General features: G+C 44.9%; 20 protein-coding genes, 1 pseudogene and 2 riboswitches. Of the genes and pseudogenes, 2 read left to right on the top strand and 19 right to left on the bottom strand.

The features are described from left to right. Positions 1–76 precede the first annotated feature (76 nt). The 18 genes from AAC978_RS05970 to larE all read right to left on the bottom strand — a co-directional run bounded on the left by AAC978_RS05970 (position 77) and on the right by larE (position 19126). Positions 77–574, bottom strand: a complete 498-nt coding sequence (locus AAC978_RS05970; RefSeq protein ID WP_341547123.1) for a MogA/MoaB family molybdenum cofactor biosynthesis protein — start codon at positions 572–574, stop codon at positions 77–79. Beyond that, positions 574–1008: an MOSC domain-containing protein gene (locus tag AAC978_RS05965; protein ID WP_341547122.1), complete on the bottom strand. Its 435-nt coding sequence runs from the start codon at positions 1006–1008 to the stop codon at positions 574–576. The genes AAC978_RS05970 and AAC978_RS05965 overlap by 1 nt, the downstream gene beginning before the upstream one ends. Positions 1009–1045: 37 nt before the next feature. Continuing rightward, positions 1046–1531 carry a cyclic pyranopterin monophosphate synthase MoaC gene (moaC, locus tag AAC978_RS05960; protein ID WP_341547207.1) on the bottom strand — a complete coding sequence of 162 codons (486 nt, stop codon included), beginning with the start codon at positions 1529–1531 and terminating at the stop codon, positions 1046–1048. A 2-nt stretch (positions 1532–1533) separates the two neighbouring features. Beyond that, positions 1534–2505: a GTP 3',8-cyclase MoaA gene (gene moaA / locus AAC978_RS05955; RefSeq protein WP_341547121.1), complete on the bottom strand. Its 972-nt coding sequence runs from the start codon at positions 2503–2505 to the stop codon at positions 1534–1536. Positions 2506–2591: 86 nt separating this feature from the next. Next, a riboswitch (molybdenum cofactor riboswitch) is annotated at positions 2592–2716 on the bottom strand. 185 nt (positions 2717–2901) lie between these two features. Beyond that, entirely contained in the window at positions 2902–3516 is a 615-nt protein-coding gene (gene mobA / locus AAC978_RS05950; protein ID WP_341547120.1) for a molybdenum cofactor guanylyltransferase, read from the bottom strand. A gap of 315 nt (positions 3517–3831) precedes the next feature. Further along, positions 3832–6525 carry a formate dehydrogenase subunit alpha gene (gene fdhF, locus AAC978_RS05945; protein ID WP_341547119.1) on the bottom strand — a complete coding sequence of 898 codons (2694 nt, stop codon included), beginning with the start codon at positions 6523–6525 and terminating at the stop codon, positions 3832–3834. A 17-nt stretch (positions 6526–6542) separates the two neighbouring features. Beyond that, positions 6543–8336: an NADH-quinone oxidoreductase subunit NuoF gene (nuoF, locus tag AAC978_RS05940; protein WP_341547118.1), complete on the bottom strand. Its 1794-nt coding sequence runs from the start codon at positions 8334–8336 to the stop codon at positions 6543–6545. An 11-nt stretch (positions 8337–8347) separates the two neighbouring features. Continuing rightward, positions 8348–8830 (bottom strand): NADH-quinone oxidoreductase subunit NuoE, encoded by a 483-nt coding sequence (gene nuoE / locus AAC978_RS05935; RefSeq protein ID WP_341547117.1) that lies wholly within the window; start codon positions 8828–8830, stop codon positions 8348–8350. Between the two features lie 42 nt (positions 8831–8872). Next, the gene (locus tag AAC978_RS05930; RefSeq protein WP_341547116.1) at positions 8873–9448 is read right to left on the bottom strand and encodes a 5-formyltetrahydrofolate cyclo-ligase; all 576 of its coding nucleotides are present in this window, start codon (positions 9446–9448) and stop codon (positions 8873–8875) included. 90 nt (positions 9449–9538) lie between these two features. Further along, on the bottom strand, positions 9539–10465 hold the full coding sequence (locus tag AAC978_RS05925; protein WP_341547115.1) for a lysine exporter LysO family protein: 927 nt from the start codon (positions 10463–10465) through the stop codon (positions 9539–9541). A gap of 506 nt (positions 10466–10971) precedes the next feature. Then, positions 10972–11991, bottom strand: coding sequence for a tRNA (adenosine(37)-N6)-threonylcarbamoyltransferase complex transferase subunit TsaD (gene tsaD / locus AAC978_RS05920; protein WP_341547114.1), 1020 nt, complete (start codon positions 11989–11991; stop codon positions 10972–10974). Positions 11992–12015: 24 nt separating this feature from the next. Continuing rightward, complete coding sequence (gene rimI, locus AAC978_RS05915) at positions 12016–12468, bottom strand: ribosomal protein S18-alanine N-acetyltransferase (RefSeq protein ID WP_341547113.1); 453 nt, start codon at positions 12466–12468, stop codon at positions 12016–12018. After that, a complete protein-coding gene (gene tsaB, locus AAC978_RS05910) occupies positions 12465–13181 on the bottom strand; it encodes a tRNA (adenosine(37)-N6)-threonylcarbamoyltransferase complex dimerization subunit type 1 TsaB (protein WP_341547112.1) in 717 nt (238 codons plus the stop codon). Before tsaB ends, rimI begins: the two co-directional genes overlap by 4 nt. Further along, positions 13178–13657, bottom strand: coding sequence for a tRNA (adenosine(37)-N6)-threonylcarbamoyltransferase complex ATPase subunit type 1 TsaE (tsaE, locus tag AAC978_RS05905; protein ID WP_341547111.1), 480 nt, complete (start codon positions 13655–13657; stop codon positions 13178–13180). Before tsaE ends, tsaB begins: the two co-directional genes overlap by 4 nt. Before the next feature lie 42 nt (positions 13658–13699). Further along, complete coding sequence (locus AAC978_RS05900; protein ID WP_341547110.1) at positions 13700–14869, bottom strand: amidohydrolase; 1170 nt, start codon at positions 14867–14869, stop codon at positions 13700–13702. Between the two features lie 71 nt (positions 14870–14940). Then, positions 14941–17106 carry a Tex family protein gene (locus AAC978_RS05895; RefSeq protein WP_341547109.1) on the bottom strand — a complete coding sequence of 722 codons (2166 nt, stop codon included), beginning with the start codon at positions 17104–17106 and terminating at the stop codon, positions 14941–14943. Between the two features lie 119 nt (positions 17107–17225). Next, positions 17226–18020, bottom strand: a complete 795-nt coding sequence (locus tag AAC978_RS05890) for a DUF4652 domain-containing protein (RefSeq protein WP_341547108.1) — start codon at positions 18018–18020, stop codon at positions 17226–17228. A gap of 302 nt (positions 18021–18322) precedes the next feature. Further along, positions 18323–19126, bottom strand: a complete 804-nt coding sequence (gene larE / locus AAC978_RS05885) for an ATP-dependent sacrificial sulfur transferase LarE (protein WP_341547107.1) — start codon at positions 19124–19126, stop codon at positions 18323–18325. Positions 19127–19284: 158 nt separating this feature from the next. Next, a riboswitch (SAM riboswitch) is annotated at positions 19285–19385 on the top strand. Between the two features lie 80 nt (positions 19386–19465). Between larE and AAC978_RS05880 the strand changes: the two genes are divergently transcribed. After that, positions 19466–20596 (top strand): trans-sulfuration enzyme family protein, encoded by a 1131-nt coding sequence (locus AAC978_RS05880; RefSeq protein WP_341547106.1) that lies wholly within the window; start codon positions 19466–19468, stop codon positions 20594–20596. A 212-nt stretch (positions 20597–20808) separates the two neighbouring features. Then, positions 20809–23423, top strand: a pseudogene (locus AAC978_RS05875) (MASE3 domain-containing protein). Positions 23424–23499: 76 nt separating this feature from the next. On the opposite strand, the gene AAC978_RS05865 reads toward AAC978_RS05875, so the two are convergent. Beyond that, on the bottom strand, positions 23500–24168 hold the full coding sequence (locus AAC978_RS05865; protein ID WP_341547103.1) for a YczE/YyaS/YitT family protein: 669 nt from the start codon (positions 24166–24168) through the stop codon (positions 23500–23502). Between the last annotated feature and the right edge of the window lie 39 nt (positions 24169–24207).

Below are 24207 nucleotides of genomic sequence, written 5' to 3'. Positions count from 1 at the left end.
GGGTGACAAGCATGCACATTTAGTTTGATTTCGAAGTCCTTACTTTGCAACTTTTGAGTGTCAATTCAATCTTTAATTATTGTGAAGGAGTTGCACACTCGCTAGCTTCGCCTTTAAGAATCTGGATTCCATGTGGCAAAGCTGGAACAAGGGCTGCCCAACACTCTTTAACCGCTTTAGGGGAGCCTGGCATATTGATGATTAATGTCTTCTTGCGTAAGACAGCAACGGCACGGCTTAACATAGCCTTCGGAGTGATTTTGTAGCTTTCATAACGCATTACTTCGGCAATTCCTGGAACCAGACGATCAGAGATAGAAATGGTGGCTTCCGGAGTAACGTCACGCAAAGAGAAGCCTGTGCCACCTGTGGTTAGAATAAGATCTAAACCATTCACATCTACCCATTCTTTCATAGTCTGTGCCAAAATTTCTTGGTCATCTGGAACGATGGTATACAAAACTACCTCTCCGCCGATTTCTTTGACGAGATCTTTCAAAACAGCTCCGGAAAGATCCTCTCTCTGACCTTGCGAGCCTTTATCGCTAGCGGTAATGACCCCGACTCTTAACATTACTCCATCACCTCTACGACATCTCCGACACTAATCGGTCCACCTTCTAAAACACGGATAAAGATTCCTTCCTTAGGCATAACACAGTCACCTGCTTGATAGTAGATAGCACATCGAGTATGGCACTCTTTCCCGATCTGAGTCACTTCCCCAACACCGGACTCGCCGATCTTGACTTTCGTGCCAATGGGCAAGCTGACGAGGTCAATCCCCTCTGTGGTCAGGTTTTCAGCGAAATCCCCCGGTCCAACATCAAGTCCCATATCTTGCATTTTCTTAATGCTTTCCATCGCCAATAAGCTTACTTGCCGGTGCCAATCTCCACCATGAGCATCTCCTTCAATCCCGAAGTTTACCTTTAGTACCCCTTCGCCCACATTTTTCTTTCGCATACCTTTTTTCTCACTGGTACATACTGCAATAATTTTAGCCATTTTCTTTTCCTCCAAATTCTTACTCGAGTTCATAGCTTCACCCGTTATGATCTTCTTTCCGAACGAAATGTCCGCTCTTGCCTCCGGTTTTCTCCATAAGGCGAATCTCTCCGATAACCATCGTTTTATCAATGGCTTTGCACATGTCATATATAGTCAAGGCCGCTACACTGACTGCCGTCAGTGCTTCCATCTCGACCCCCGTCTTCCCAGTAACTTTGACGATCCCTTCAACTTCGATGGTCCTGGGAGGAACGATCTCAAAGTTCAGCTTCGCCCCGGTGATAGCTAGAGGGTGGCACATGGGAATAAGCTGAGACGTTTGCTTTGCTGCCATAATTCCAGCCACTTGGGCTACCGCTAGAACATCACCTTTGGCGATCTGCCCCGAGCGAATTCTTTCCAAAGTTTCCGGCTGCATTTCTATCTTACCTCGAGCTGTCGCTACCCGCATGGTCTCCGACTTATCTGAGACATCGACCATCTTTGCCCGACCTTCTTCATCAAAGTGCGTTAACTCCATCATTATCCTCCAATCTGAGACATGATCCGCTGATCTTGCCAAGCTTCATTATTCATGTGATGCTCTGCCGGTTTATACCAAATGGCCTCTGACAAAGCTTGTTTGACTTCTTCATCACTCTTGTCAGATCTCAGCAATTTGCGAAAATCTAATTCATTCGCGCTATGCAGGCACAAACGCAACTTCCCATCAGGTGTTAAACGGACCCGATTGCAGGTGTTACAAAAATGTTTGCTTAGAGCACTGATAAAACCAATGCTGCCTTTAAAACCTTCAGAAGTGATATATTCTGCAGGACCACCACCTCGAATATCATGAGTCGGTTTAAGGCCCTCTAGACCAAGCTTCTCTTTCATCTCATCAATCGACACGAACTCGTTACGTTTATCTGAGCTAACGCCAATCGGCATAAGCTCAATAAAACGCACATGGAGCGGATAATCGCGAGCCAATTCCATAAAACGAGGTAGCTCATGGGTATTTAGATCGCGCACTACCACAACATTGAGTTTTACGGGATGAAGACCAACCTCTAAGGAACGATGAATGCCCTCTATGACTTTGTTAACATCCCCTCCCCGAGTTATTTCTCTGAATTTTTCAGGGTTGAAGGTATCAAGACTAATATTGACTCTGCTGACCCCGGCCTTTTTTAAATCCGCAGCCATTTCCGGAAGTAGCAGACCGTTGGTTGTAATCATTAGATCCTCTACTCCCGGGATTTGCGATGCTTCTTGCAAAAAGTCGAGAACTCCTGCCCGAACTAGTGGCTCTCCCCCAGTGATGCGAAACCGTTTGAATCCAAGAGAAGTACTAATCTGCATAACGCGTAAAATTTCTTCATAGGACAAAATAGAATCATGGGGAATCCATTGGACTCCTTCAGCCGGCATGCAATATTGACAGCGTAGGTTGCAGCGGTCTGTAATGGAAATCCTCAAATATTCAATCTTGCGCTGATATTGATCTTGCATAGATTTCCTCACCCTTCATCTTTTACTATCTACCCTACAAGCAAATAAAAAAAGCTCCACGGTCTGTACAACCGCGGAACTATCCCGCATTTACTACAGACTCCTTTCCAAATGGGAGGCAAGACCGTTTCCAGTCATACCCGGTGCTTTCACACAGTCTGGTCAACCATAGTAAAACTTTAGGTCACCAGTTTCGGAGCATAAAACGTATTTAATTAAGCATTAAGAAGAAACTCTTCTTATATTAGTCTTATTGTTATATTCCTATTACATTTGTATTCGATTTATATCTATGATTCATATTATAAATGATATTTTATATTTAGTATACACCATTTTTCCATTTGTGAAAAGCGATTCTATCAGCATACCCCTGTGAGAAAATTTGCCATTGTGTCAAGACATCTGTTGTTTTTTTAGCGCTAAACACTCTTGGGGAGTATTGACGCTACTTAAATTCAGTTGAATCTCTGGAAAGTCTCGAAAATCTTCTTCTCTTAGAAAGTGAACGCTACACAGACGAAAAACGTCTCTCAAGCTTAAGCGGTTGGCCATTAACTGCTTTTCAATGACGGGCAGGCAGCTTTTATGGTAGAAGGCATGGAGAGGATAAAATCCTCCACCTATCTCCGGGGCCAAAATATCCTTTTCGTCAATCTCCCTGGCCATGAAACGAATCACTTCCGAGTTCAAGAAGGGCATATCACAGGCTACAAAAAATGTATGATCATAGCGGGCTACTCTTAGACAAGCTTCTAAACCTCCAAGAGGACCCCGATCCGGATAGTTATCCTTAACCACCTGAACATCATAGCTAGCGTATAACTCTGGATGATTGCTGCTAACGACTACTTCCGAAAAAACCATCCTTAATGCAGATAGACTTCTCTCAATAAGTGGTACGCCATCCCATTCGATAAAGGCCTTATTGCTTCCCATGCGGGAACTTTTACCTCCAGATAAGATTATTCCAGTCATGGGCAAAAGGTGTTGTCCGTGATTAGCACCCATCACATATGTCTCCTTTGCACTATCAATGCTTTAAATCTGTCTTTATTGTAACACAGGCAAACCCTTACTATAAAGTAGAAGTGTCAAGGGTATACACTGAATGAATACCCTTGACACTCCTGTAAACTTATCCCATATACGGGCTAGTCAATTAGTCAATTCCCTAATATGAGTTAAAACTCAGCCTGTCGCGAGTTTCCTTTATCCTCTCAGCGCACATAGGAAACTAGCTTGCTTGCGTTGACTTGTCCTCCTCTATGAGGGAAAGTCAACTAAGCACCAGACAAAGCGAGCTCTGTCTGGTGCAAGTTTCCCTTATCGTGCAGGTTGCTTTAGTGGTTCCACCCGCACACCGCAGACCTTATACTCATAGGTCTTAGTTACTTTATCATACGCCCCGTTCGTCAAGACATTCGTCGGAGACTCCTTGTAATGTAGGGTCATAAAGAGAACTCCTGGTGGGACTCGTTTGGTTACCCAGACCTTAGTCACTACCTCACCGCGGCGGGAAACTACTTTAACTATTTCACCGTCTTGGATCCCCAATCGTTTAGCATCCTTAGGATTAAGCTCAGCCAATTCCTCTGGCGCATGCTCATCCAGCGCCGCTGAAAAACGGGTGGAGATATTGTAGTGTTGCAGCTTACGGCCCGTGGTCAGTAGGAATGGATACTCTTCATCAGGCAGCTCATCCGGCACTTGATGCTCAATCGCCATGAACAAGCCTTTGCCGCGAGTAAATTTCCCTTCATGCAGGAATTTTGTTCCCGGATGCTCGGCATGGGGAACCGGCCATTGCAGACCCTGATTGCCCAGACGTCCATAGGTGATTCCAGCAAATGCAGGCGTCAGAGTAGCAATCTCCTGCATGATTTCCGCCGGAGATTCGTAAGTCATGGGATACCCCATCCGCGTGGCAAGATCGCAAATGATTTCCCAATCTGCCCTCGCGTCGCCGATAGGCTTAATTGCCCGATTAACCCTTTGCACCCGCCGCTCGGTATTCGTGAAGGTGCCGTCCTTTTCTGCAAAGCTGGCGCCAGGTAGAATTACATCGGCCAGTTCAGCAGTCTCCGACATGAAAATGTTTTGAACAACAAGGAAATCCAGTGTCTCCAGACCCTTACGCACATGATTGGCATCGGCATCAGTAAGCAAAGGGTCTTCACCCATGACATACATAGCTCTCAATTCCCGCTTGACCCCTGAGTCAAACATATCAGGAATCATGAAGCCTGGATTAGGGTTGAGGGTAACTCCCCAGGCCTCTTCAAACTTAGCCCGTGCAGCGGGGTTGGTAACGCTCTGATAACCGGTGTAAACGTTCGGCAGTGCCCCCATATCACAGGCTCCCTGCACATTGTTCTGCCCACGCAGCGGGTTGACGCCGGAGCTTTCCTTCCCGATATTGCCGGTCAGCATCGCTAAATTGGCCAGGGACATTACATTATCTGTGCCATAAACGTGCTCTGTAATACCCAAGGTGTAGAAAATTTGAGCACGGTCCACACTGGTGTAGAGGCGGGCAGCCTCAGTCATCAGCTCGATAGGAACCCCAGTAATTTTGCTGACTTCCTCTGGCGGAAAAGCTTTAAGGTTTTCTAGGAGTTCTGCATAACCTTCGGTCCGCTCCTCAATAAAGGCACGATCCTCCCAGCCGTTCTCCAGTATAATATTCATTATCCCGTTGATCAGGGCAATATCCGTACCTGGCTTTAACCTCAACCAAACATGCGCATCCTCGGCCAACTCAATCTCCCGGGGATCAGCTACAATCAGCTTGGCTCCCCTTGCCAGAGCTTGCTTCATCTTGGTACCGATGATCGGATGGGCTTCAGTGGTATTGGAACCGATTACAAACATAACTTGGGAATTAGGTATTTCATTGATGGAATTAGTCATCGCTCCTGAGCCAAATGAAGTGGCAAGACCTGCCACAGTGGGAGCGTGTCAGGTACGTGCGCAGTGATCGACGTTATTGGTGCCGATCACCGCGCGCATGAATTTTTGCATCAGGTAGTTTTCTTCATTGGTACAACGAGCTGAGCTAAGGGCCGCTATAGAATCCGCTCCGTATTGACCTTTGATCTCTGTGAACTTGTCAGCGATCAAATCAAGAGCTTCATCCCAGCTGGTCGGGACAAATTCTCCATCCTTTTTGATCAGCGGGGTAGTTAGGCGCTCAGGACTATGGATCAGGTCCATCCCAAAACGGCCTTTGACACAGAGGGCTTTGCCATTCACTGGCGCCTCAGGATTGGAGGTTACACCGATGACTTTGCCATTGCTGACATTTAGATCAAAGTTGCAGCCTGTGCCGCAGAAAGGGCAGGTAGTCTGGACTTTTTCGATATTCCAGGCCCGACCTTGACCAACCATCTTTTTCTCCACCAAGGCTCCTACAGGACAGACAGAAACACAAGAACCGCAGAATACACATTCCGATTCACTATAAGGAACGTCAAAGGCTGGTCCCACTTGGGAGTCAAAGCCCCTCTTAAAGAAATCTAACACGCTGCGCCCTTGGATCTCTTCGCAGGCCCGTACACATTTGCCACAAAGAATACATTTATTCGGATCTCTGAGAATAAAGGGATTGCTGTCATCAAGGGGAAGCTCACGCCGATCCCCTCGGTAATCTTCACCTGTTACACCATATTCATAAGCATATTCAGCAAGGGAACAATCCCCCATCTTCTGACAGGTCATGCAATCCAAGGGGTGGTTCGCCACTAAGAGCTCCAAAATCACCTTACGGGAATTGCGAACCTTTGGGGTCTGAGTTTTGACAACCATTCCTTGGGTCACCTGGGTAACGCAAGACGGCGGCAGATTGCGCATGCCTTCGATCTCGACAATACAAAGACGACAGGCACCGGCATTGGTTAGCTCCGGATCCTGACAAAGGGTCGGCACTGGGATATCGTGCATTCGGCATGCCTCTAAGACCGTGCTTCCTTTAGGCACTACTACTTCCTTTTCATCAATGGTTAAATTAAGCCATTCCACCAAATCCACCCCTTCTTTTAGGCCCGGATGACCGCGCCAAATTTACAGGAATCCATACAGCTTCCGCAACTGATACATTTGTCCCCATCAATAACATAGGGGGTATTCTTATTCCCAGCGATACAGTTCACCGGGCAATTTTTAGCACAGAGACCGCATTTCTTGCATTTCTCGGCATCAATCGAATAGGATAGGAGTTCACTGCATGCTCCCGCTCGACACTTCCTAGCTTCGATATGCTCGACAAATTCTTCGCGGAAGTACTTTAAGGCGGCAAGAACGGGATTAGGTGCATTCTGTCCTAAACCACAAAGTGAAGTCTCCTTAATAGTGAGGGCCAGCTGCTCTAGTTTATCCAGATCTGCCATCTTTCCCTCACCTCGAGAAATCCGGTCGAGTATTTCCCACATTCGTTTATTGCCCTCACGGCAGGGTGTGCATTTGCCGCAAGACTCCTCTTGAGAGAAGTTAACAAAAAATTTGGCTATGTCCACCATACAGGTAGTCTCATCCATCACGACCAGACCACCGGAACCGACCATAGCACCGGCTTTAGCTAAAGCATCATACTCAACTGGCAGGTCCAGCAGCTCTGCCGGCAAGCAGCTACCGGAAGGGCCACCAATTTGCACAGCCTTAAACTGCTTACCGTCTGCAACCCCGCCGCCGATATCAAAGATAATTTCTCTGAGAGGCATGCCCATGGGAACTTCTACTAACCCGGTGTTATTAACTTTACCTGTCAAAGCGAAAATTTTAGTTCCTTTACTCTTTTCGGTTCCGAACTGAGTATACCAAGATGCCCCATTCCTCAAAATATGAGGAATATTGGACCAAGTCTCCACGTTATTGATATTGGTTGGTTTACCCCACAAACCGCTTTGAGCAGGAAATGGTGGACGAACCCTAGGCATTCCTCTCTTTCCTTCGATAGAGGCCATTAAAGCCGTTTCCTCGCCGCAGACAAACGCTCCGGCACCCGCATAGATTTTCAGGTGGAAATTAAATCCTGAACCAAGGATATTATCACCCAAATATCCTGCTTCCGTAGCTTGAGCAATGGCAATCTGGAAATTTCTAATTGCTAAGGGGTACTCAGCACGACAATATACATATCCTTCATCGGCTCCGATCGCGTAGGCTCCGATTAGCATGCCCTCAATAACCGATTGTGGATCTCCTTCGAGAAGACCGCGATCCATAAAGGCTCCCGGATCTCCTTCATCAGCATTGCAGATGACATATTTCTTATCACCAGGATTAGAGCGACACAAGCCCCATTTCAAACCTGTAGGAAACCCGGCGCCACCACGTCCCCGTAGTCCGGAAGCCTTCACTTCCTCGATAACCTCATCGGGAGTCAGCAGTAGAGCTTTCTTTAAGCCTTCGAATCCACCCTGTGCTAGATAATCCTCGATTTTGTTCGGATCAATAAATCCACAATTTTTAAGCGCAATGCGGCTCTGCTTGGCGAAAAAGTTGATATCCCCATAGGTGACTGCCAACTCACCTGTCAGTGGTTCTTTGTATAAAAGTCTCTCAACCTTTTGATCTTGAGCTAAATCTTTCTCGACAATCTCTCGCACGTCTTCCGCTTGGATGTGGCGATAGAACTTTTTCTCTGGCTCGATGAATAAGGTCGGCCCTTGTTCACAAAAACCATGACAGCCGGTGGCTATTATATCGACACTCTCAGTTATTCCTTGGCTTGCGACCTCCGCCCGGAGCAAATCGATGATTTTATTAGCTCCCGAGGCCACACAACCTGTTCCGGCACAGACAAAAACCTGCTTTCTAGCTTCACTGTTCATCCCTATTCCTCCTACTTATACTCTGCCAGGATTCCCGGGATTTGCTCCGGATTTAAGCGACCATGTACATTGCCATTAATGGACATTACAGGAGCTAAACCACAGGCTCCGATACAGTTGACAATTTCTAGAGTATATTGTCCATCAGCTGATGTCTGCCCGTCTTTGATCTTCGTCACTTTCTCAATAGCTTCAAGAACTTTGGCTCCTCCACGAACATGACAAGCCGTACCGAGACAAACACTAATCACATTGCGCCCCATGGGGGCAAGACGAAACTGAGCATAAAAGGTGACCACACCATAAACTTTAGCAATAGGAATACGCAAGTCCTTACTTATAAGTTTGATAACATGTTCAGGTAAGTATCCATATAGTTCTTGTGCTCCCTGTAGGACGGGAATAAGCGCCCCTTTCTCATGCTTAAAACGAGCGATAATACCATCCAATTTCTCTTCTTTTGGATCAACTAGCTCCTTGCACTCCTGACACACCACTATATTCCTCCCTTTCCCTTTTTCCAAAAAATCAAAGCGTTATTCAAAACGCATGATACCCAGCTCAGTGATTAACGCATCTATCTTTTTATCGTAAACCTCAACCGGGATACTATCGACAATCTGGCAGTGAAAAGCAAGCGCTATCTTAGGTGTTTTATCTCTTACACGTTCAAAAAAACGATCATAGTAACCCCCACCATAGCCTAAGCGATTACCCTGCATATCAAAGGCTGCTCCAGGGACAAGTATACAATCGATTTCTTCAGGATGAACACGTATGAGGCCTTCTTTTTTCGGTTCGCGAATCCCCCACATACCCGGTTCAATATCCTTTTCCAAATCTTCAATCTGGGATAGCATAAGCACACTTTTAGGGGCACAACGTGGCAGAACTAATCGCTTCCCTGAATCAAGGACTTGCTGAGCCAATTCAGTAGTCTCAAACTCATCGCGAAAATTAAGAAAGAGCATGATCGTGCTGGCTTCCAAAAACTCAGGAGTCCGAGTCACGTAACCCCGAATCCTCTGACTATACTCAGCCCGCTCTTCTTGAGTCAGTGTTGCGCGAAGGGATAGAACCTTTTCTCGAAGTAAACTCTTTTCTTCAGCCACCCGATAATCCTCCAAATCGCTTGCAAAAATATGTCAGACTATTAAATGAGTTCGGCACATATTAGAGGATTCCTTCTCCAATCTTCGATTTTATCCTAAAACTAAGGGCACTAAAACAGGAACAAGGAGGGATAAGGAAAGTCCACTGATTATGGCCACGATACCAATCCCTTTCGGACCAACAGCGACCAGCACTGGCAAAGTCGAATCCATTGCCGTAGCTCCACTGGGAGCTACCAGCGCCAGAGGCCCCAACTTCTTTGCCAAAAAGGGAGCAAAAACAATTGCTAAGACCTCTCTAAAAATATTGCTCAAAAAGGCAATCGTTCCTAAAGAAACCGAGTGAAGATCAGAAATCAGAACTCCGGATAAACTATACCAGCCAAACCCAGCTCCCACTGCTCCACCTTCTCGGAAATCCCAGCCGAAGCATAGGCCAACCACCATTGCCGCAAGAATACTACCCAGGACTACCCCTATTGGTGCTAAGAATACCTGCCAACCCACTTTAATCATATGTTTCCAAATCTCACGATTCATTCCCAAATCAATTCCGACCATTACGAGGGTAAAATCGAGGGCAAGATCCGTAATCAAAGGCAATGTATTCGTCCACGTTTCGGGAAAGAAGGTCATTCCCGATAAAATTCCTAGCGCAAACGCCCCCATTATAGCAGCTGTCATTCGGTGAGGATGACCTAACTCTGTTGCGCTAACCTCCAAAGTATCGTGTTCGGGAAATAAAGGCGATTTCCCGATAAATAACTTCTCAAGAATTTGCACAGCCACTACACTGCCTAGTATGGCCGCGACTGCAAAGATAAAGGCCTGAAACCCAAAGCTTCCCAGTTGGGAAAGAGCATTCCTGTCTACACCGATGCGTAGACCCATGGTTAATAAAAGGAGCACAACCCCAAGCATCATGCCTCGTCCCGCCTGATCAAGGAGTCGCTTCGGGAACACTCGAAACCACCCTACCACAGCTCCTACAATAAGGCATGTAAATAGTATCCACATAGTTGTTCTCCATTCTCATAAAATTCAATAGCGCACCCTTTCATTTTATATCGAACAGTAGGAAAAAGAAAAGGTATTTGTTCCTATGAGCACTCCTACTAAGTTATCCCCATCCTCATTCCCGCAAAAGTGCTCCGATTACCAACTTATCCACATTATCCACAGGACCTGTGGGTAAATTTATGCAAATTATCCTCAAATCCTTGAAACTCCTCGATCCGCTAATACCAGTTACTCACAAAGTTATCCACATTATCCACAAAAGCAACTATCCACAGAACATATTATCCCCCCAAAGGGTCTACTTCCCGAAAGGCCTATTTTATGATGATTACTTCAACCTATTCAAACATGTAAGTTTTGTTATCTTAAAGCTTAGAGCCCAAAACCATTGAATATTCGCCACAGACAGAACTGATACTAATACGCCAAGAGCCCCCATATGTGAATGAGGGGCTCTCTCTGGTACCGTTTTATGAATCTTCTCCGCTCCCGCAGGTTTATTTCTATACAAGACTTAACCCCGGTATAGCATTTAAATCCCAAGGTGCGTAATCCTTTGCTAAATAACGATAATAGCCAGCTGTCGCGATCATCGCACCATTATCCGTGCAGAGAATTGGCGGAGGATAATGGAATGCTATTCCCCGTTTTTGGCTCTCTCCCGTCAACCGCTCCCTTAACAAGGTATTTGCAGCAACTCCTCCTGCGAGGACTAGCGTTGGTGCATTTGTTTTCTCTAAAGCTAGAAGGGTTTTGCGAACCAGTACGTCGACGATGGCTTCTTGGAAGGAAGCCGCTACGTCTTCAACCTTGACTGTTTCTCCCTTCATTCTTGCTGAATTCAAGGTGTTAAGGACTGCTGACTTAACCCCGCTAAAACTAAAATCCAAACTCCCGGGTTCCAGCATAGCTCTTGGAAATTCAAAAGCACGCGGATTCCCTTCTAAAGCAGCCTTTTGAATATAAGGACCACCCGGGTAGCCGAGTCCCAAGGTCCGAGCCACCTTATCTAATGCTTCCCCGGCAGCATCATCGCGAGTATGCCCAAGGACGCGGTACTGTCCATGCCCTTCGAAATATACCAAGTGAGAATGCCCCCCGGAGACGAGAAGAGCCAGTAGAGGAAACTCCAGTTCCGGATTGTGAAGGAAGTTAGCATAAATGTGCCCTTCTAAATGATTAATTCCCAGCAAAGGGATCCCCGCGGCATAGGCCATGGCTTTCGCTCCGGCTACCCCCACTAAAAGAGAGCCTACAAGTCCCGGACCATAGGTCACAGCGATCCCTGACAAATCGGCAAAGTCCATCTTGGCCTCTTCTAAAGCCTGCTCCACCACTCCTTGCAAATGCAGGATATGTTCCCGAGAAGCAACTTCCGGTACAACCCCGCCATATTTCTGATGGGTTTTAATTTGGGAAGAGATGACATGACTCAGCAAATCACGGCCATCTTGGAGTACTGCTGCTGAGGTTTCATCACAGCTTGTCTCAATCCCTAATATATTAATGTATTTATCATTCACTGGTACGACCTCCCGGTGGTTGCACTATCGATAATCATTAGCTATATCAAGCCACATAATTAAAGCGTCTTCTCGATTATCCGAGTAATATCCTTTGCGCACCCCCGCAGTCGCAAAGCCCAAACGTTCATAGAGTCTTTGAGCACTAGTATTGGTAGCACGAACTTCAAGGGTCATCCGCTCCATGCCTTCCCTAACCATAAAATCGATCACGGAACGCATCAGGAATTCTCCACGTCTTTTGCCTCGATACTCAGGAGCGATAGCAACATTAGTTATATGGCCCTCTTCAAGAATGAACCATAGCCCCATATAGCCAATAACCTTGCCCTCGTATTCTAAACAAAAATAGCGGGCGTATTCATTATCCCTCAACTCTCCAACAAAGGACTGAGGTGCCCAAGGGGCGGGAAAGCAAGCGTGTTCGATTTCCATAATCCTTGGTAAGTCCTTTTCTTGCATGGGACGAATGATCATTTCCCTTGACCTGCCTTCTCTTTCTTAGCCCAGTTCACCTCGGCTTCGGATAGTCGTATGTAATAAGGTTCTACCTGCTCATGATGCTGGTTATTCTCCCATGCATTCCATACACAGCGGGCCGTATACCCTCCTCGGGGAAGGGCTAAGTAGTCTGGCAAGAGAACCGCTCGTTCACCTAAATAGTTTTTTATTTTTTCTCCGTAGCGCAGAACGGCATCGCCCACAAAGATATGATGCTGATCCTGTGCAGCCAATTCTTTGAGCCAACGCTCAGGCTCAATGGCAAAGGGTTCTCTCGTGCGCACCGGTTTTTGCCCTGTCTCCGACCAGTAGTACTGGGCTGTATACCATTCATTCTTACGCGCATCCAAAATAGGTATAATGGCTTCCTTGCGGCTATGACCAGCCCAAGCTAAGGAATCCAAAGAGAGCACTCCAACTAAAGGTAGCTTTAATACTTGTGCCAACCCCTGCGCCGTGGCAATCCCAATGCGTATGCCCGTAAATGAGCCTGGCCCCTGTACTACACCGATGAAATCCAGATCCTGCAGTTTCCAAGTTGAGGCTTTGAGAACCTGATCCAAGACTGGAATCAGGCGCTCCGAATGATTTTTGGTTGAATGCAAAAAACCTTCCGCCACCAGTTGACCGTCTTCAGCCAGAGCTAAAGCCGTAATTTTGGTGGTGGTATCAATGGTAAGATATTTCATGAGACCTCCTCGAATTCCTTTAGACGTCTCTCCCAGTCATTTGTATTGGACCGGAAGCTGATGTTGCGCGGTTCCTCGCCTGATCCTTCGATACGAATTTCTAAGCAATCCTCCGGCAAGATATCTGCGGCAATCTCCGGCCACTCAATCAGACAAATAGCATCTTCTTGAAAAGCATCCTCAACCCCGATGATTTCTACTTCTTCGGGAAAGCGTAGTCGATATAGATCCATGTGAATTAGTCGAATAGGCTTGTTACCAGCAATCCCCCAATACTCTATTTGGAAGGTGAAGGTCGGACTGGTCATAGGCTCCTTGACTGCTAATGCTTCGCCAATTCCTTTGGCTAAAGCAGTTTTTCCCGCACCCAAATCTCCAATGAGGCAGATTACATCCCCTCCTTGGAGCAGTTTCCCAAGCTTCAATCCTAAGGCATGAGTATATTCTGGACTTAGACTTTGAATCTCTCGATTCATGATGACCCTCCAAACTATCCTGTAAAGTCTAACCACTAAAGCCTAGTCGGTTATCACCTGACCGTTAATAATCACTGTTTCCGGTCGAGCTTTTAAGACAAAGGGATGTTCACTCCAAAGCACGATGTCGGCATCTTTACCCACTTCAAGGGAGCCTACTCGGTCATCCACACCCAAGATTTCTGCCGGATTAATGGTAATAGCCTTTAAGGCCTCTTCTTCATCCATTCCAGCTCGAGCAACAAGAGCTGCACAGAGCGGTAGTTGTTCAATAGGAGTAACAGAGTGGTCAGTGATAATGGCAACCTTGACTCCCGCCCGGGTAAGAATCCCAGGGGTCTCAAAGGATTTATCCTTTAGCTCCACCTTAGCTCGATTCACAAGAACAGGACCGACTACTGCAGGATAGCCGTATTCGGCAAGCACATCTGCAATCTTATGACCCTCCGTACAATGCTCGATTATTAAATCCACATTAAACTCTTGAGCAATGCGAATAGCAGTCATAATATCATCCGCACGATGTGCATGTGCCCGCAAGGGAATTTCGCGCTTAATTACGCGAATCATGCTTTCCATTCCCAGATCTCGTTCCGGAAACTTTTCTGGATCATCTATTCCTTGTTCTAATTTTTCCAGATAGGTTTGAGCATCGACTAACGCTTGACGTAGCAGAGATGCTGTTGCCATACGAGTCATGGGCATTTTCTTTTGCTCTGCTCCATAAACAGCTTTAGGATTCTCACCAAAAGCCACCTTCAACCCTGCAGGCTCTCGCACAACCATCTTATCTACGACCCTGCCCACAGTTTTCAGCACAACACCGGTTCCTCCGATCACATTGCCGCTACCCGGAGTGGAAAACAGCGTTGTAACCCCGCCTAAACGTGCATCGCGAAATCCTTCATCTTCAGGATTAATTCCATCAATTGCACGCAATTCTGGAGTTATAGGCTCTGTCATCTCGTTGAGGTCATCTCCCTCGTGTTGGTATATCTCCTCACCAAGGCCTACATGGCAATGAGCGTCAATAAAGCCAGGTAGAACTAGCTTGCCTTCAGCTTCAATAACTGTTGCACCTTCAGGTGCAACTAATTCTTCGCCCATAGCCTTGATCTGAGTACCTTCCACAAGGATGCTTCCAATAAATTCTTGGCCTTTCATGGTCTTAATGCGACCATTACGAATAAAAAGGCTTGTCTCTACGTTCATACTTACCTCCGAAAATCTTTATTCTCATTAGGAATTAATTCCGTCCGAATCGATGCTTGCAGATATAATAATTACATTGAAACTAATGCATCCACTGGTATTTCCTTCATGGACAGACTTACTCGCTCACGCACCGAGTCGATACCTAAAACGCGGACTTTGACAATATCCCCCACAGAGAGCACTTCCATAGGATGCTTAATAAACTTTTCACTGATCTGAGAAATATGCACTAAACCATCGTGTTTAACTCCAATATCGATAAAGGCTCCAAAATCCACGATATTTCTGACGGTCCCTTCCAGGATCATACCAGCTTGCAAATCTTCGAGATGGGTAACATCTTGGCGCAATTTAGGCCTTGGCAAATCCTCCCGAGGATCTCGGCCAGGTCGCTGGAGAGCGGCCAGAATATCTTTGACTGTAGGAACACCCGCACTAAATTCTTGAGCACATTCTTCTGGACTTAGCTGAGCAATCCCTAGGCGAACTTCATTAGAACGTTGTTGGAGATCCTCGATGGTAAAACCTGCTTTATGCAAAATGTTTTGGGCAAGCTCGTAGGACTCAGGATGGACTGGTGTGTTTTCCAGCGGATTATCTCCTTCTGGGATACGAATAAATCCAGCACACTGCACATAGGTCTGTTCACCAAGACGGGGGACCTTCTTTAGCTGATCCCGTTTCTTAAATTTCCCGTGGTTTTCCCGATAGGCCACAATATTTTTAGCAATGGTCGGTTTAAGGCCTGCTACATATTGAAGGAGGGAGATTGAGGCAGTGTTTAAATCCACACCAACTGCATTAACGGCCGATTCCACGACTCCATGTAAGGATTCCTCAAGCCGTTTGGGTTGAACATCATGCTGATATTGCCCAACTCCTACGGCTTTGGGTTCAATTTTAACCAACTCTGCCAAGGGGTCCTGCAAGCGCCGAGCAATAGAGACTGCGCTACGCAAGGAGAGGTCAAAATCCGGGAACTCTTCTCCTGCCAGCTTAGAGGCAGAGTACACTGAAGCACCCGCTTCACTAACAATTATGTACTCAGAAGCTAAGCCGCTTTCACGGAGTAACTCAGCTGTTACTTCCTCAGTTTCCCGTGAAGCTGTACCATTTCCGATGGCGATCACATCCACTTGGTATTTTTCCATCGTATCTCTCAGTATTTTTTTAGCTTCTTCCCGCTTATTTTGGGGAGGATGTGGATAAATAACCCCTACATGAAAGAGCTTGCCAGTGTCATCGACTACAGCAAATTTGCATCCGGTCCGGAATCCCGGGTCTAACCCTAGTACCACTTTCCCACGCACTGGAGGTTGTAGTAAAAGTTGCCGCAAATTCCCGGCAAAGACCTTGATCGCTTGCTCTTCTGCTGTATCACTTAGAGCAGACCGAATTTCTCTCTCAATAGAAGGTGCTATTAAGCGTTTATAAGAATCATCCGCTGCTGAACGCACGATTTCCGCTGCAGGCCCTTGCTTCACAAAGACCTGTTCGATTAAGGCTAGAATGCGCTCTGCAGGAACTTCCACTTTCACACTGAGAAGCTCTTCCTTCTCGCCACGATTCAAAGCAAGTATGCGATGGGGAGGCAGCTTCTTCACAGGCTCTCGATAATCGTAATACATCTCATAGGCTGAGCGTTCTTCAGCTTTTTTCGCAGAAGCTACCATATCACCAAGGCGAAAAGTTGCTTCCCGCACCCTTTTACGCATGGTGGCATCATCGGAAATCATTTCCGCGATAATATCCGAGGCACCGCTAATTGCCTCTTCTGAAGTTTCTACACCAAGTTCCCCATTGATATATTTTTGAGCTTCTTCTAAGGGTTGGGCTTTGGGATATTGCTCTAAAATCCACAGTGCCAAGGGTTCTAGTCCCTTTTCCCTTGCCACCGTTGCCCGCGTCCGACGTTTTTGCTTATAGGGGCGGTAAATATCTTCCACTTCTTGAAGAATAGTTGCCTTGGTTATCTGAACGGCCAACTCATCTGTAAGCTTTCCTTGTTCTTCAATCAAACGCAAGACTTCACTCTTGCGATGTTCTAAATTTCTTAAATACTCCAAGCGCTCCACAATGCTACGGAGCACATTCTCGTCCAACTCCCCTGTTGCTTCTTTACGATAACGGGCGATGAAGGGAATCGTATTTCCTGCATCTAAGAGTTGAATCGCCTCGTTGATTTGCTGGGGCCGAAAACCAAGTTCTTGCGCGATGATTTTTGAAAATTCCAAAGGATAATCCCTCCTGATCGTTCTCAATTTTCTATTATATCATTCTTTCCTTAAAAAGCTAAAGAAAGATGGGGAAAGCAAAAAACAGGCCCTATTGAGAGCCTGTTGGGAGTCTGTTTTCAATCTCTACTAATAGCAACCGCGCCTTGATTCAATAAGTCTAAATGGTTCAGCGGAACCCTAATCTCACCTTTTTTTATGCAAACACCGTTAACGTCGATATGATTGATGTTCAGAACCAAATCACTGCCTATTTGTTCAAAATCCACGACCTCTTGATTAAGCTTAGGATCGTCGGGATAAAGAATATCCCCCTTCCCCGTGGATCGATGTACTTTAACCAACTCTCCTCCTTTAGATACTGTGCCATGAGCAAAGCCAATAATCGTTATGAACTCATCATCATTAAGCCAGTGAATTTTCTTCTTCGGAGTGTATTGGCCTTCAGGAGCGTAATAATCCCACAACTCTACGCGATACTCTTGGTCCAGCTGGAGTCGTGACCAACTACTGGTAACACTATCTTTGATATAAATATCCCCGATGGTTTCCCACTCATCCGGATAGATATAAGCTGTGTAGCGTTTATTCGGAGAACTCCCTTGAACCACATAATTACCCTGAAGAATAAAGTCAGGAACATAGGGATTGGGAATCACATGAAAAAGTTGTTCCGTTGGGGCAGTGCTTATTGACTGCGGAAGCCCTTCTTTCACTAAACCACTATTGGATGGACTTGGATTCTCTGCTGCAGCGGTCTTTACCTTCTTAACATAAGCAGCATAATTGGCTCTTTGTTGTTGCATTCTTTGCTGAGGGGTTTGGTCAGGATTGGTGACTTCCGTTTCTGAATAAGCCAGTTCTTCTGCACTAGGTCCCCTAAAGGCACTTATAGGAAAGATACCCATATTCATGAATGCAACACATAGTGCCATCCCCAGGAAAAGCAGGGCACTGCGAATAATCCATCGTTTCCTGATAGCGCTCCCTCCCTCAGTTTAGTCTTCAGTCTCAGTCATGATATATGTTCCATTATTTACCATTAACTTATGATGGATTCTCTATCCTTATGTCCCAATCCTTCTTTCCGGAAATATATATCATATCAACCTATAAATCGTGCGAATTATAGAGAAACCAACAAAAAAGCGAACTAGCCTATACTAGTTCGCTAAAAGCACCTAAATTATCAGTGGTATCAAGCAACATAAACTCATTAATGAATATGTAGCCCGGTATTTAAACTGCCGCTCCGAAAGCCCTCTAAATCTAGAGTAATATAGGTAAAACCTAATTCCTTAAGAGGTTCGACGATATCCTCAGGGTCCAGCTCCATGAGTTTTGGAAAGTCTTCTTGGGGGATCTCCAGTCGAGCCAGATCTTGATGATGCCGAACTCTCAAATTTTTAAACCCCAGATCCTTCAGCAAGGATTCTGCTCTCTCGACCCGCTGAAGCTTTTCAAGGGTGATCTCCTCGCCATAGGGAAAGCGTGAGGATAAGCACGGGCTAGAGGGCTTATCCCATGTCGAAAGCCCCATTTCCTTGGAAAGTTGACGGATTTCCGCTTTAGTTAGGCCTGCTTCTTGCAGCGGGCTTCTTACCCCCAATGCTCTCGCAGCTTGCATACCAGGGCGGTAATCCTTTAAGTCATCTGCATTGCTGCCATCCAGAACCCACTGGATCTTCTTTTCTTGAGCAATGGTTAAAAGCTTTGTAAACAACTCATTCTTACAATGATAGCAGCGGTTTTGGGGATTCTTTACAAATTCCTCCTTAGTCATTTCCTCGGTCTTTATGATTAAATAATCGGCCCCAAATTCTTTCACCTGCTGTAAAGCATTGTTGTAATCGGTGGTGGGCATAGTTTCTGATTCCCCAATGATGGCTAGGCAGTTATCACCTAATACCTCATGGGTTACTTTTAGGAGAAACGTGCTGTCCACCCCACCCGAAAACGCTACCACTGCAGATTCCATTTCTTTAATGATTTGCTTCAACTGATTCAACTTCTTTTGCATGATCTACCTCCTAAGCATTTCATAAGGCTAGCGATTCTCTTATGCTAGTTTTGTTAAAAATTATGCTAAATATTATTGCAAAACCCATAGGAATAGTATATATTGATTCTAACAAATTTCCATCTAAAAAATGAATTAAATACTGACTTTTGTCAAAGCTCTTATCAAGAGTGGCGGAGGGACTGGCCCGATGAAGCCCGGCAACCTGCATTATTGCGAGGTGCTAAATCCTGAGAACTTTAATGTTCGAAGATAAGAGGAAGTAGATTAACATTTACGACCTCTCTATGAGGTCGTTTTTGTTTGATTTTTATCCAATCCACAAAGGAGGACTACTAAATGAATATTTTAACCGAACTTGCTCAGATCGGCAATCGCTTAGATCCCAAAGGAGCGATTAGCTTTCCCATCTACCATTCATCCACTTTTGCCCATCCAGGCTTTGGGGAAAGCACAGGTTTCGATTATTCTCGTACGAATAACCCCACGCGCCAAGTCCTAGAGGATGCCATCGCTCGTTTGGAGGAAGGCACAAAGGGCTTCGCTTTTTCCTCAGGCATGGGCGCTATTACAACAATACTCACTTTATTTTCTCATGGAGACCATATTATTGTCACTGAGGATCTCTATGGGGGAACATATCGCATACTTGAGGAAGTCTTTAACCGCTTCGGCCTCCAAGTCAGCTTTGCCGACACTAGTAACCTTGAAGCCATAGAAAAGGAAATTCTCCCCCATACCAAAGCTATTTTTACTGAAACACCGACCAACCCAATGATGAAAATCGCCGACTTGCATGGAATCGCTCGCCTTTGTCAAAAGCACGGGCTCTTAGATATTGTAGACAATACCTTCCTAACCCCCTACCTCCAGAAACCTCTTCTGTGTGGAGCTGATATCGTCGTCCATAGCGGCACTAAGTATCTCGGAGGGCACAATGATATTATCTCTGGACTGGTCGTGGTTAAAGGTGAAAAACTCGCCACTCGCTTTGGACGGTTGCAGAACTCACTTGGAGCTACCTTAGGTCCCCAAGATTCTTGGCTGATGATTCGAGGACTAAAAACCTTAGCCCTACGCATGAAGGCTCAAGAGGAAAATGCCCTGCAAATCGCCCAGTGGTTATTAAATCATCCTAAGGTCACCGAGGTCTACTACCCCGGATTAAAAAACCATCCCAGCCATGCAACTCAACTCAACCAAGCCAAAGGCTTTGGCGCTATGCTCTCCTTCCGGGTGAAGGATTCTTCACTTATCCCCAGGATTCTAAAATCCCTCGAGATCATTTCTTATGCTGAAAGTCTTGGTGGGGTGGAATCCCTGATCACTTATCCTGCCACCCAAACTCATGCCGATATTCCTTTAGAAGTCAGGGCAAGGCTTGGTATTGACGATTGCCTGCTCCGTCTATCCGTAGGTATCGAGGCTGCAGAGGACTTAATTCGCGACTTAGAGTCCGCCCTAAGATAGCACGAGTAAACCCATACTACTAATCATGGCGTATATTCTGCATCATAACAGACAGTCATCATCCCCAGCAATGATACAATCCCTAATGCTTACATTGTAAAGATCACAATCGTCACGAAAATATTGACAGAATAGCAGGTAAAAGCAGTTATTGTAGAGAATATCTAAGAAAATTGTACATTCTTACACAAAGGGCCAAAGGAGGAGAGTATATGACAGACAATGTTGAGAAAAGGCCCGTGCAAATTGCTAAGTTCGCCTTTATCCAACTCGTTGTATTAGCTTTCTTATTCGCCATTAAAGAATATAACTACAATTTATCTCATGCCTTTGTGGAATGCTATTGTATTGCGGTTTCCTTAGGGATCGTTTTTATAGTCTTTAATTCAAATACTCATATTGACAATCATTTCATTAGAATACTAAGCACTGGTTATCTATGTATGATCCTTATTGATTTTCTACACATGATAGCCTATAAAGGGATGAATATCTTTATAGGTTATAATTCTAACTTGCCAACTCAGCTCTGGATTCTTTCTAGGTACGTCGAGGGCTTTGCCTTGCTTCTGGCAACCCTCTCGGTAGGCAAAAAAATCAAGATTAACTATATCTATTTATTCTTCCCTCTAATAACTATTAGCGGGGTTAGCTTAATTTTTTCCGGACTTTTCCCAAATGCCTTTATCGAAGGTCAAGGATTAACGCCTTTTAAAATAATAAGTGAATATGTCATTGTAGGTATAATTCTAATATCACTCCTATTGCTGTTCTTAAAAAGGGATAGATTTGATAAAAATGTTCGAAGATTTCTCTATCTTAGTTTCCTTTCCGCAATACTCACCGACCTAATGTTCACTTTTTATGGAGACCCTTTTGATGTCTTTAATCTTTTGGGACATTATTTTAAAATCCTGTCCGTCTATTTTATTTATAAAGCTGTAATGCAAATAGCTATAAAAACTCCCCAAGATATTATCTTTCGTGAAATAGAATTGAAGAAAAATAGTTTAGAAAATGAAGTAAGGAATTATATTGTCAAACTAGAATCTCTGAATCGTAGCCAGGCAGCGTTGATTAACAGCCTGCAAGAGCTGGTTTTTGTACTGGATGATCAATTAACCATAATAGAGTTTCATTATCCTGAAAGCGATGTCTTATATTTACAACCTGAAGATTTTCTTAACAAGCACTATGATGAGATCGGCTTCCCTGAACCGGCCAAAAGTACTATCAAAGAATCTATAGAAGCGACCTTGCAATATGGCAAACCAAGCCGTGCTGAATATTATCTTGATTTACACGAGGGGCGCGGTTGGTATGATATACAAGTCAGCATTATTCTCGGGGATAAGGTGACAAAGAACAAACTTCTCTGCACCATTCGCGATATAACCGAACGTCGCAAAATGGAAGAAATCATCTTCAATGAAAAGGAACAATTTAAAGCTACCCTCCTTTCCATCGGCGAAGGCGTAATTGCCACTGATGTTTGTGGAAATATTCTTGTCATGAATAACATAGCGGAAAAACTGACAGCTTGGAACCGCGAAGAAGCCTTAGGGAAGTCTCTCGGAGAAGTATTCCAAGTCATACATGAAATCACCCGAGAGAAATGCTCTAACCCAGTGCAAAAAGTCCTAGAAACAGCGGGTATCTTTAAAATGAGTGGTTATACTCTGCTCTTATCTAAAGCTAACACGGAGACCCCTATAGAAGTAAGTGCAGCTCCTATTCGGAGCAGCACAGGAAAAGCTACGGGAATTGTTATTGTTTTTCGAGACATTACTGAGAAAAGAGAAAAACAAAGGCAAATCGAATATCTGAGTTTTCACGATTCGTTAACTGGCCTTTATAATCGTCGATACATAAGTGAAATACTCAAGCAATTGGATACCGAGGAAAACCTCCCCCTTGCGCTTATTTTTATCGATGTCAATGGATTAAAACTGTCAAATGATGCTTTCGGTCACCAAGCGGGAGATCAATTGCTTAGAACTGTTGCCAAAGTTATGCAAGGGGCTTGCCGAGCCGGTGATATTATTGGCAGATTAGGGGGCGACGAATTTGCCATCGTACTTCCTAGAACGAACGAGACCATAGCGAAAGAAATCCAAGAAAAAATCGTTTCTACTGCTTCCCAAATAACTTTAGACTCTGTGATTGTCTCACTGGCTGCAGGTTGTGCCGTTAAAACTAGGAGCGATCAAGATATCGATGGGATTATAACTAACGCTGAGAATAATATGTATAAAAATAAAAGGCACTCCGGCAAATCAATGCGCAGCCATACTATTGAAACCGTACTCCGAAATATTAACCTCAAATATGATTCTGAACAAATTCATACCGAACGAGTTTCTGAATACTGTGAAGCTATTGCAAGGGCGATGAACTTACGCGAAAAAGAGATAAGAGATATTAAGACTGCAGGGTCTTTACATGATATCGGAAAAATCACCTTACCTGCCGATATATTAAACAAACCCTCAAAGCTCACTGACGAAGAGTATGAGATCATTAAGAAACATCCGAAACAGGTTATCAAATGCTAAGATCCGTAGATGAATACGTCTCCTTAGCTGAGCCTGTCCTTTATCACCACGAGCGCTGGGATGGTGAAGGGTATCCCTGCGGCCTTACGGGCGAGGACATCCCCCTTGCATCCAGAATTATATCTGTAGCTGATGTCTATGAAGCTATGACCGCCAAAAGGCCTTACCAAAGAACAAAAAACAAAGAAGAAGCTATTGCCGAGTTAAAGCGATGTGCAGGCACCCAGTTTGACCCAGAAATAGTCAAAGTGTTTATAGAGAAGGTATTATAAGTTTAGATTTTCGTTGAAAAATAAAGAAGGGTTCACGTGATTGGTAAACCTCTCCAGTCTCATGAACCCTTTTTTGCTACACATCTTCCTTAATCGTTCTCTTAAAATATGCCCTAAAATTCTTAATGGTTTCATTAAGCGTCTCATGTTTTACAGAAGTCGCATCGAATTTCACCCAAGAAAAGATGATCTGTACACAGATACCTATTCCAAAAGCAGATATAATTGTACCTATCCCGACGGGTCCCCCTAAAATCCACCCTATTAAGCATACCAATACCTCAATGGTCCCACGACACATTCCAACCGATAATTTGGTTAAGCGTTCCAAGGCAACCATCAAACTATCCCTAGGCCCCGCACCGAAACCCGAGGCAATGTAGAGATAGGAAGAATAGGCACAAACAAAAAGTCCAACAATCAGCATAATAAGCCCTGATACAAAGCTCTGCATCTCAGGGATGATTTCAAAAGATAATAGTAAATCCATAAAAATGCCAATGACAAAAATATTAACTAGGGTCCCAAAGCCCAGCTTCTCCCCTAGCAGCACAACAATGACACAGATTATGATGCTCGCCACAATGGAGACATTCCCGATGGACATGCCAATCGTATCGGAAATACCCCGATGGAATACATCCCAAGGAGCATAGCCCAAATTCGCCTGCATCGTCATGACAATACCCACTGATAATAAAGAAGTACCAAATAATAAATATATAATCCTTTTTATGTAACTCATCTCAATTTCTCTCCTCAGTTAATCCCGATATTCTCGATT

The organism is Desulfitobacterium sp. THU1 (assembly GCF_038181555.1).
In the GTDB taxonomy this organism is placed as follows: Bacteria; Bacillota; Desulfitobacteriia; order Desulfitobacteriales; family Desulfitobacteriaceae; genus Desulfitobacterium.
This window is presented reverse-complemented; position numbering and strand designations above follow the sequence as displayed.

What these genes read in the sequence shown, in the direction of transcription:
- AAC978_RS05970 (WP_341547123.1), bottom strand. Translation starts at nt 574, where the DNA reads ATGTTAAGAGTCGGGGTCATTACCGCTAGCGATAAAGGCTCGCAAGGT.
- AAC978_RS05965 (WP_341547122.1), bottom strand. Translation starts at nt 1,008, where the DNA reads ATGGCTAAAATTATTGCAGTATGTACCAGTGAGAAAAAAGGTATGCGA.
- moaC (WP_341547207.1), bottom strand. Translation starts at nt 1,531, where the DNA reads ATGGAGTTAACGCACTTTGATGAAGAAGGTCGGGCAAAGATGGTCGAT.
- moaA (WP_341547121.1), bottom strand. Translation starts at nt 2,505, where the DNA reads ATGCAAGATCAATATCAGCGCAAGATTGAATATTTGAGGATTTCCATT.
- mobA (WP_341547120.1), bottom strand. Translation starts at nt 3,516, where the DNA reads ATGGGTGCTAATCACGGACAACACCTTTTGCCCATGACTGGAATAATC.
- nuoF (WP_341547118.1), bottom strand. Translation starts at nt 8,336, where the DNA reads ATGAACAGTGAAGCTAGAAAGCAGGTTTTTGTCTGTGCCGGAACAGGT.
- AAC978_RS05925 (WP_341547115.1), bottom strand. Translation starts at nt 10,465, where the DNA reads ATGTGGATACTATTTACATGCCTTATTGTAGGAGCTGTGGTAGGGTGG.
- rimI (WP_341547113.1), bottom strand. Translation starts at nt 12,468, where the DNA reads ATGATCATTCGTCCCATGCAAGAAAAGGACTTACCAAGGATTATGGAA.
- tsaB (WP_341547112.1), bottom strand. Translation starts at nt 13,181, where the DNA reads ATGAAATATCTTACCATTGATACCACCACCAAAATTACGGCTTTAGCT.
- tsaE (WP_341547111.1), bottom strand. Translation starts at nt 13,657, where the DNA reads ATGAATCGAGAGATTCAAAGTCTAAGTCCAGAATATACTCATGCCTTA.
- AAC978_RS05900 (WP_341547110.1), bottom strand. Translation starts at nt 14,869, where the DNA reads ATGAACGTAGAGACAAGCCTTTTTATTCGTAATGGTCGCATTAAGACC.
- AAC978_RS05890 (WP_341547108.1), bottom strand. Translation starts at nt 18,020, where the DNA reads ATGAATATGGGTATCTTTCCTATAAGTGCCTTTAGGGGACCTAGTGCA.
- larE (WP_341547107.1), bottom strand. Translation starts at nt 19,126, where the DNA reads ATGCAAAAGAAGTTGAATCAGTTGAAGCAAATCATTAAAGAAATGGAA.
- AAC978_RS05880 (WP_341547106.1), top strand. Translation starts at nt 19,466, where the DNA reads ATGAATATTTTAACCGAACTTGCTCAGATCGGCAATCGCTTAGATCCC.
- AAC978_RS05865 (WP_341547103.1), bottom strand. Translation starts at nt 24,168, where the DNA reads ATGAGTTACATAAAAAGGATTATATATTTATTATTTGGTACTTCTTTA.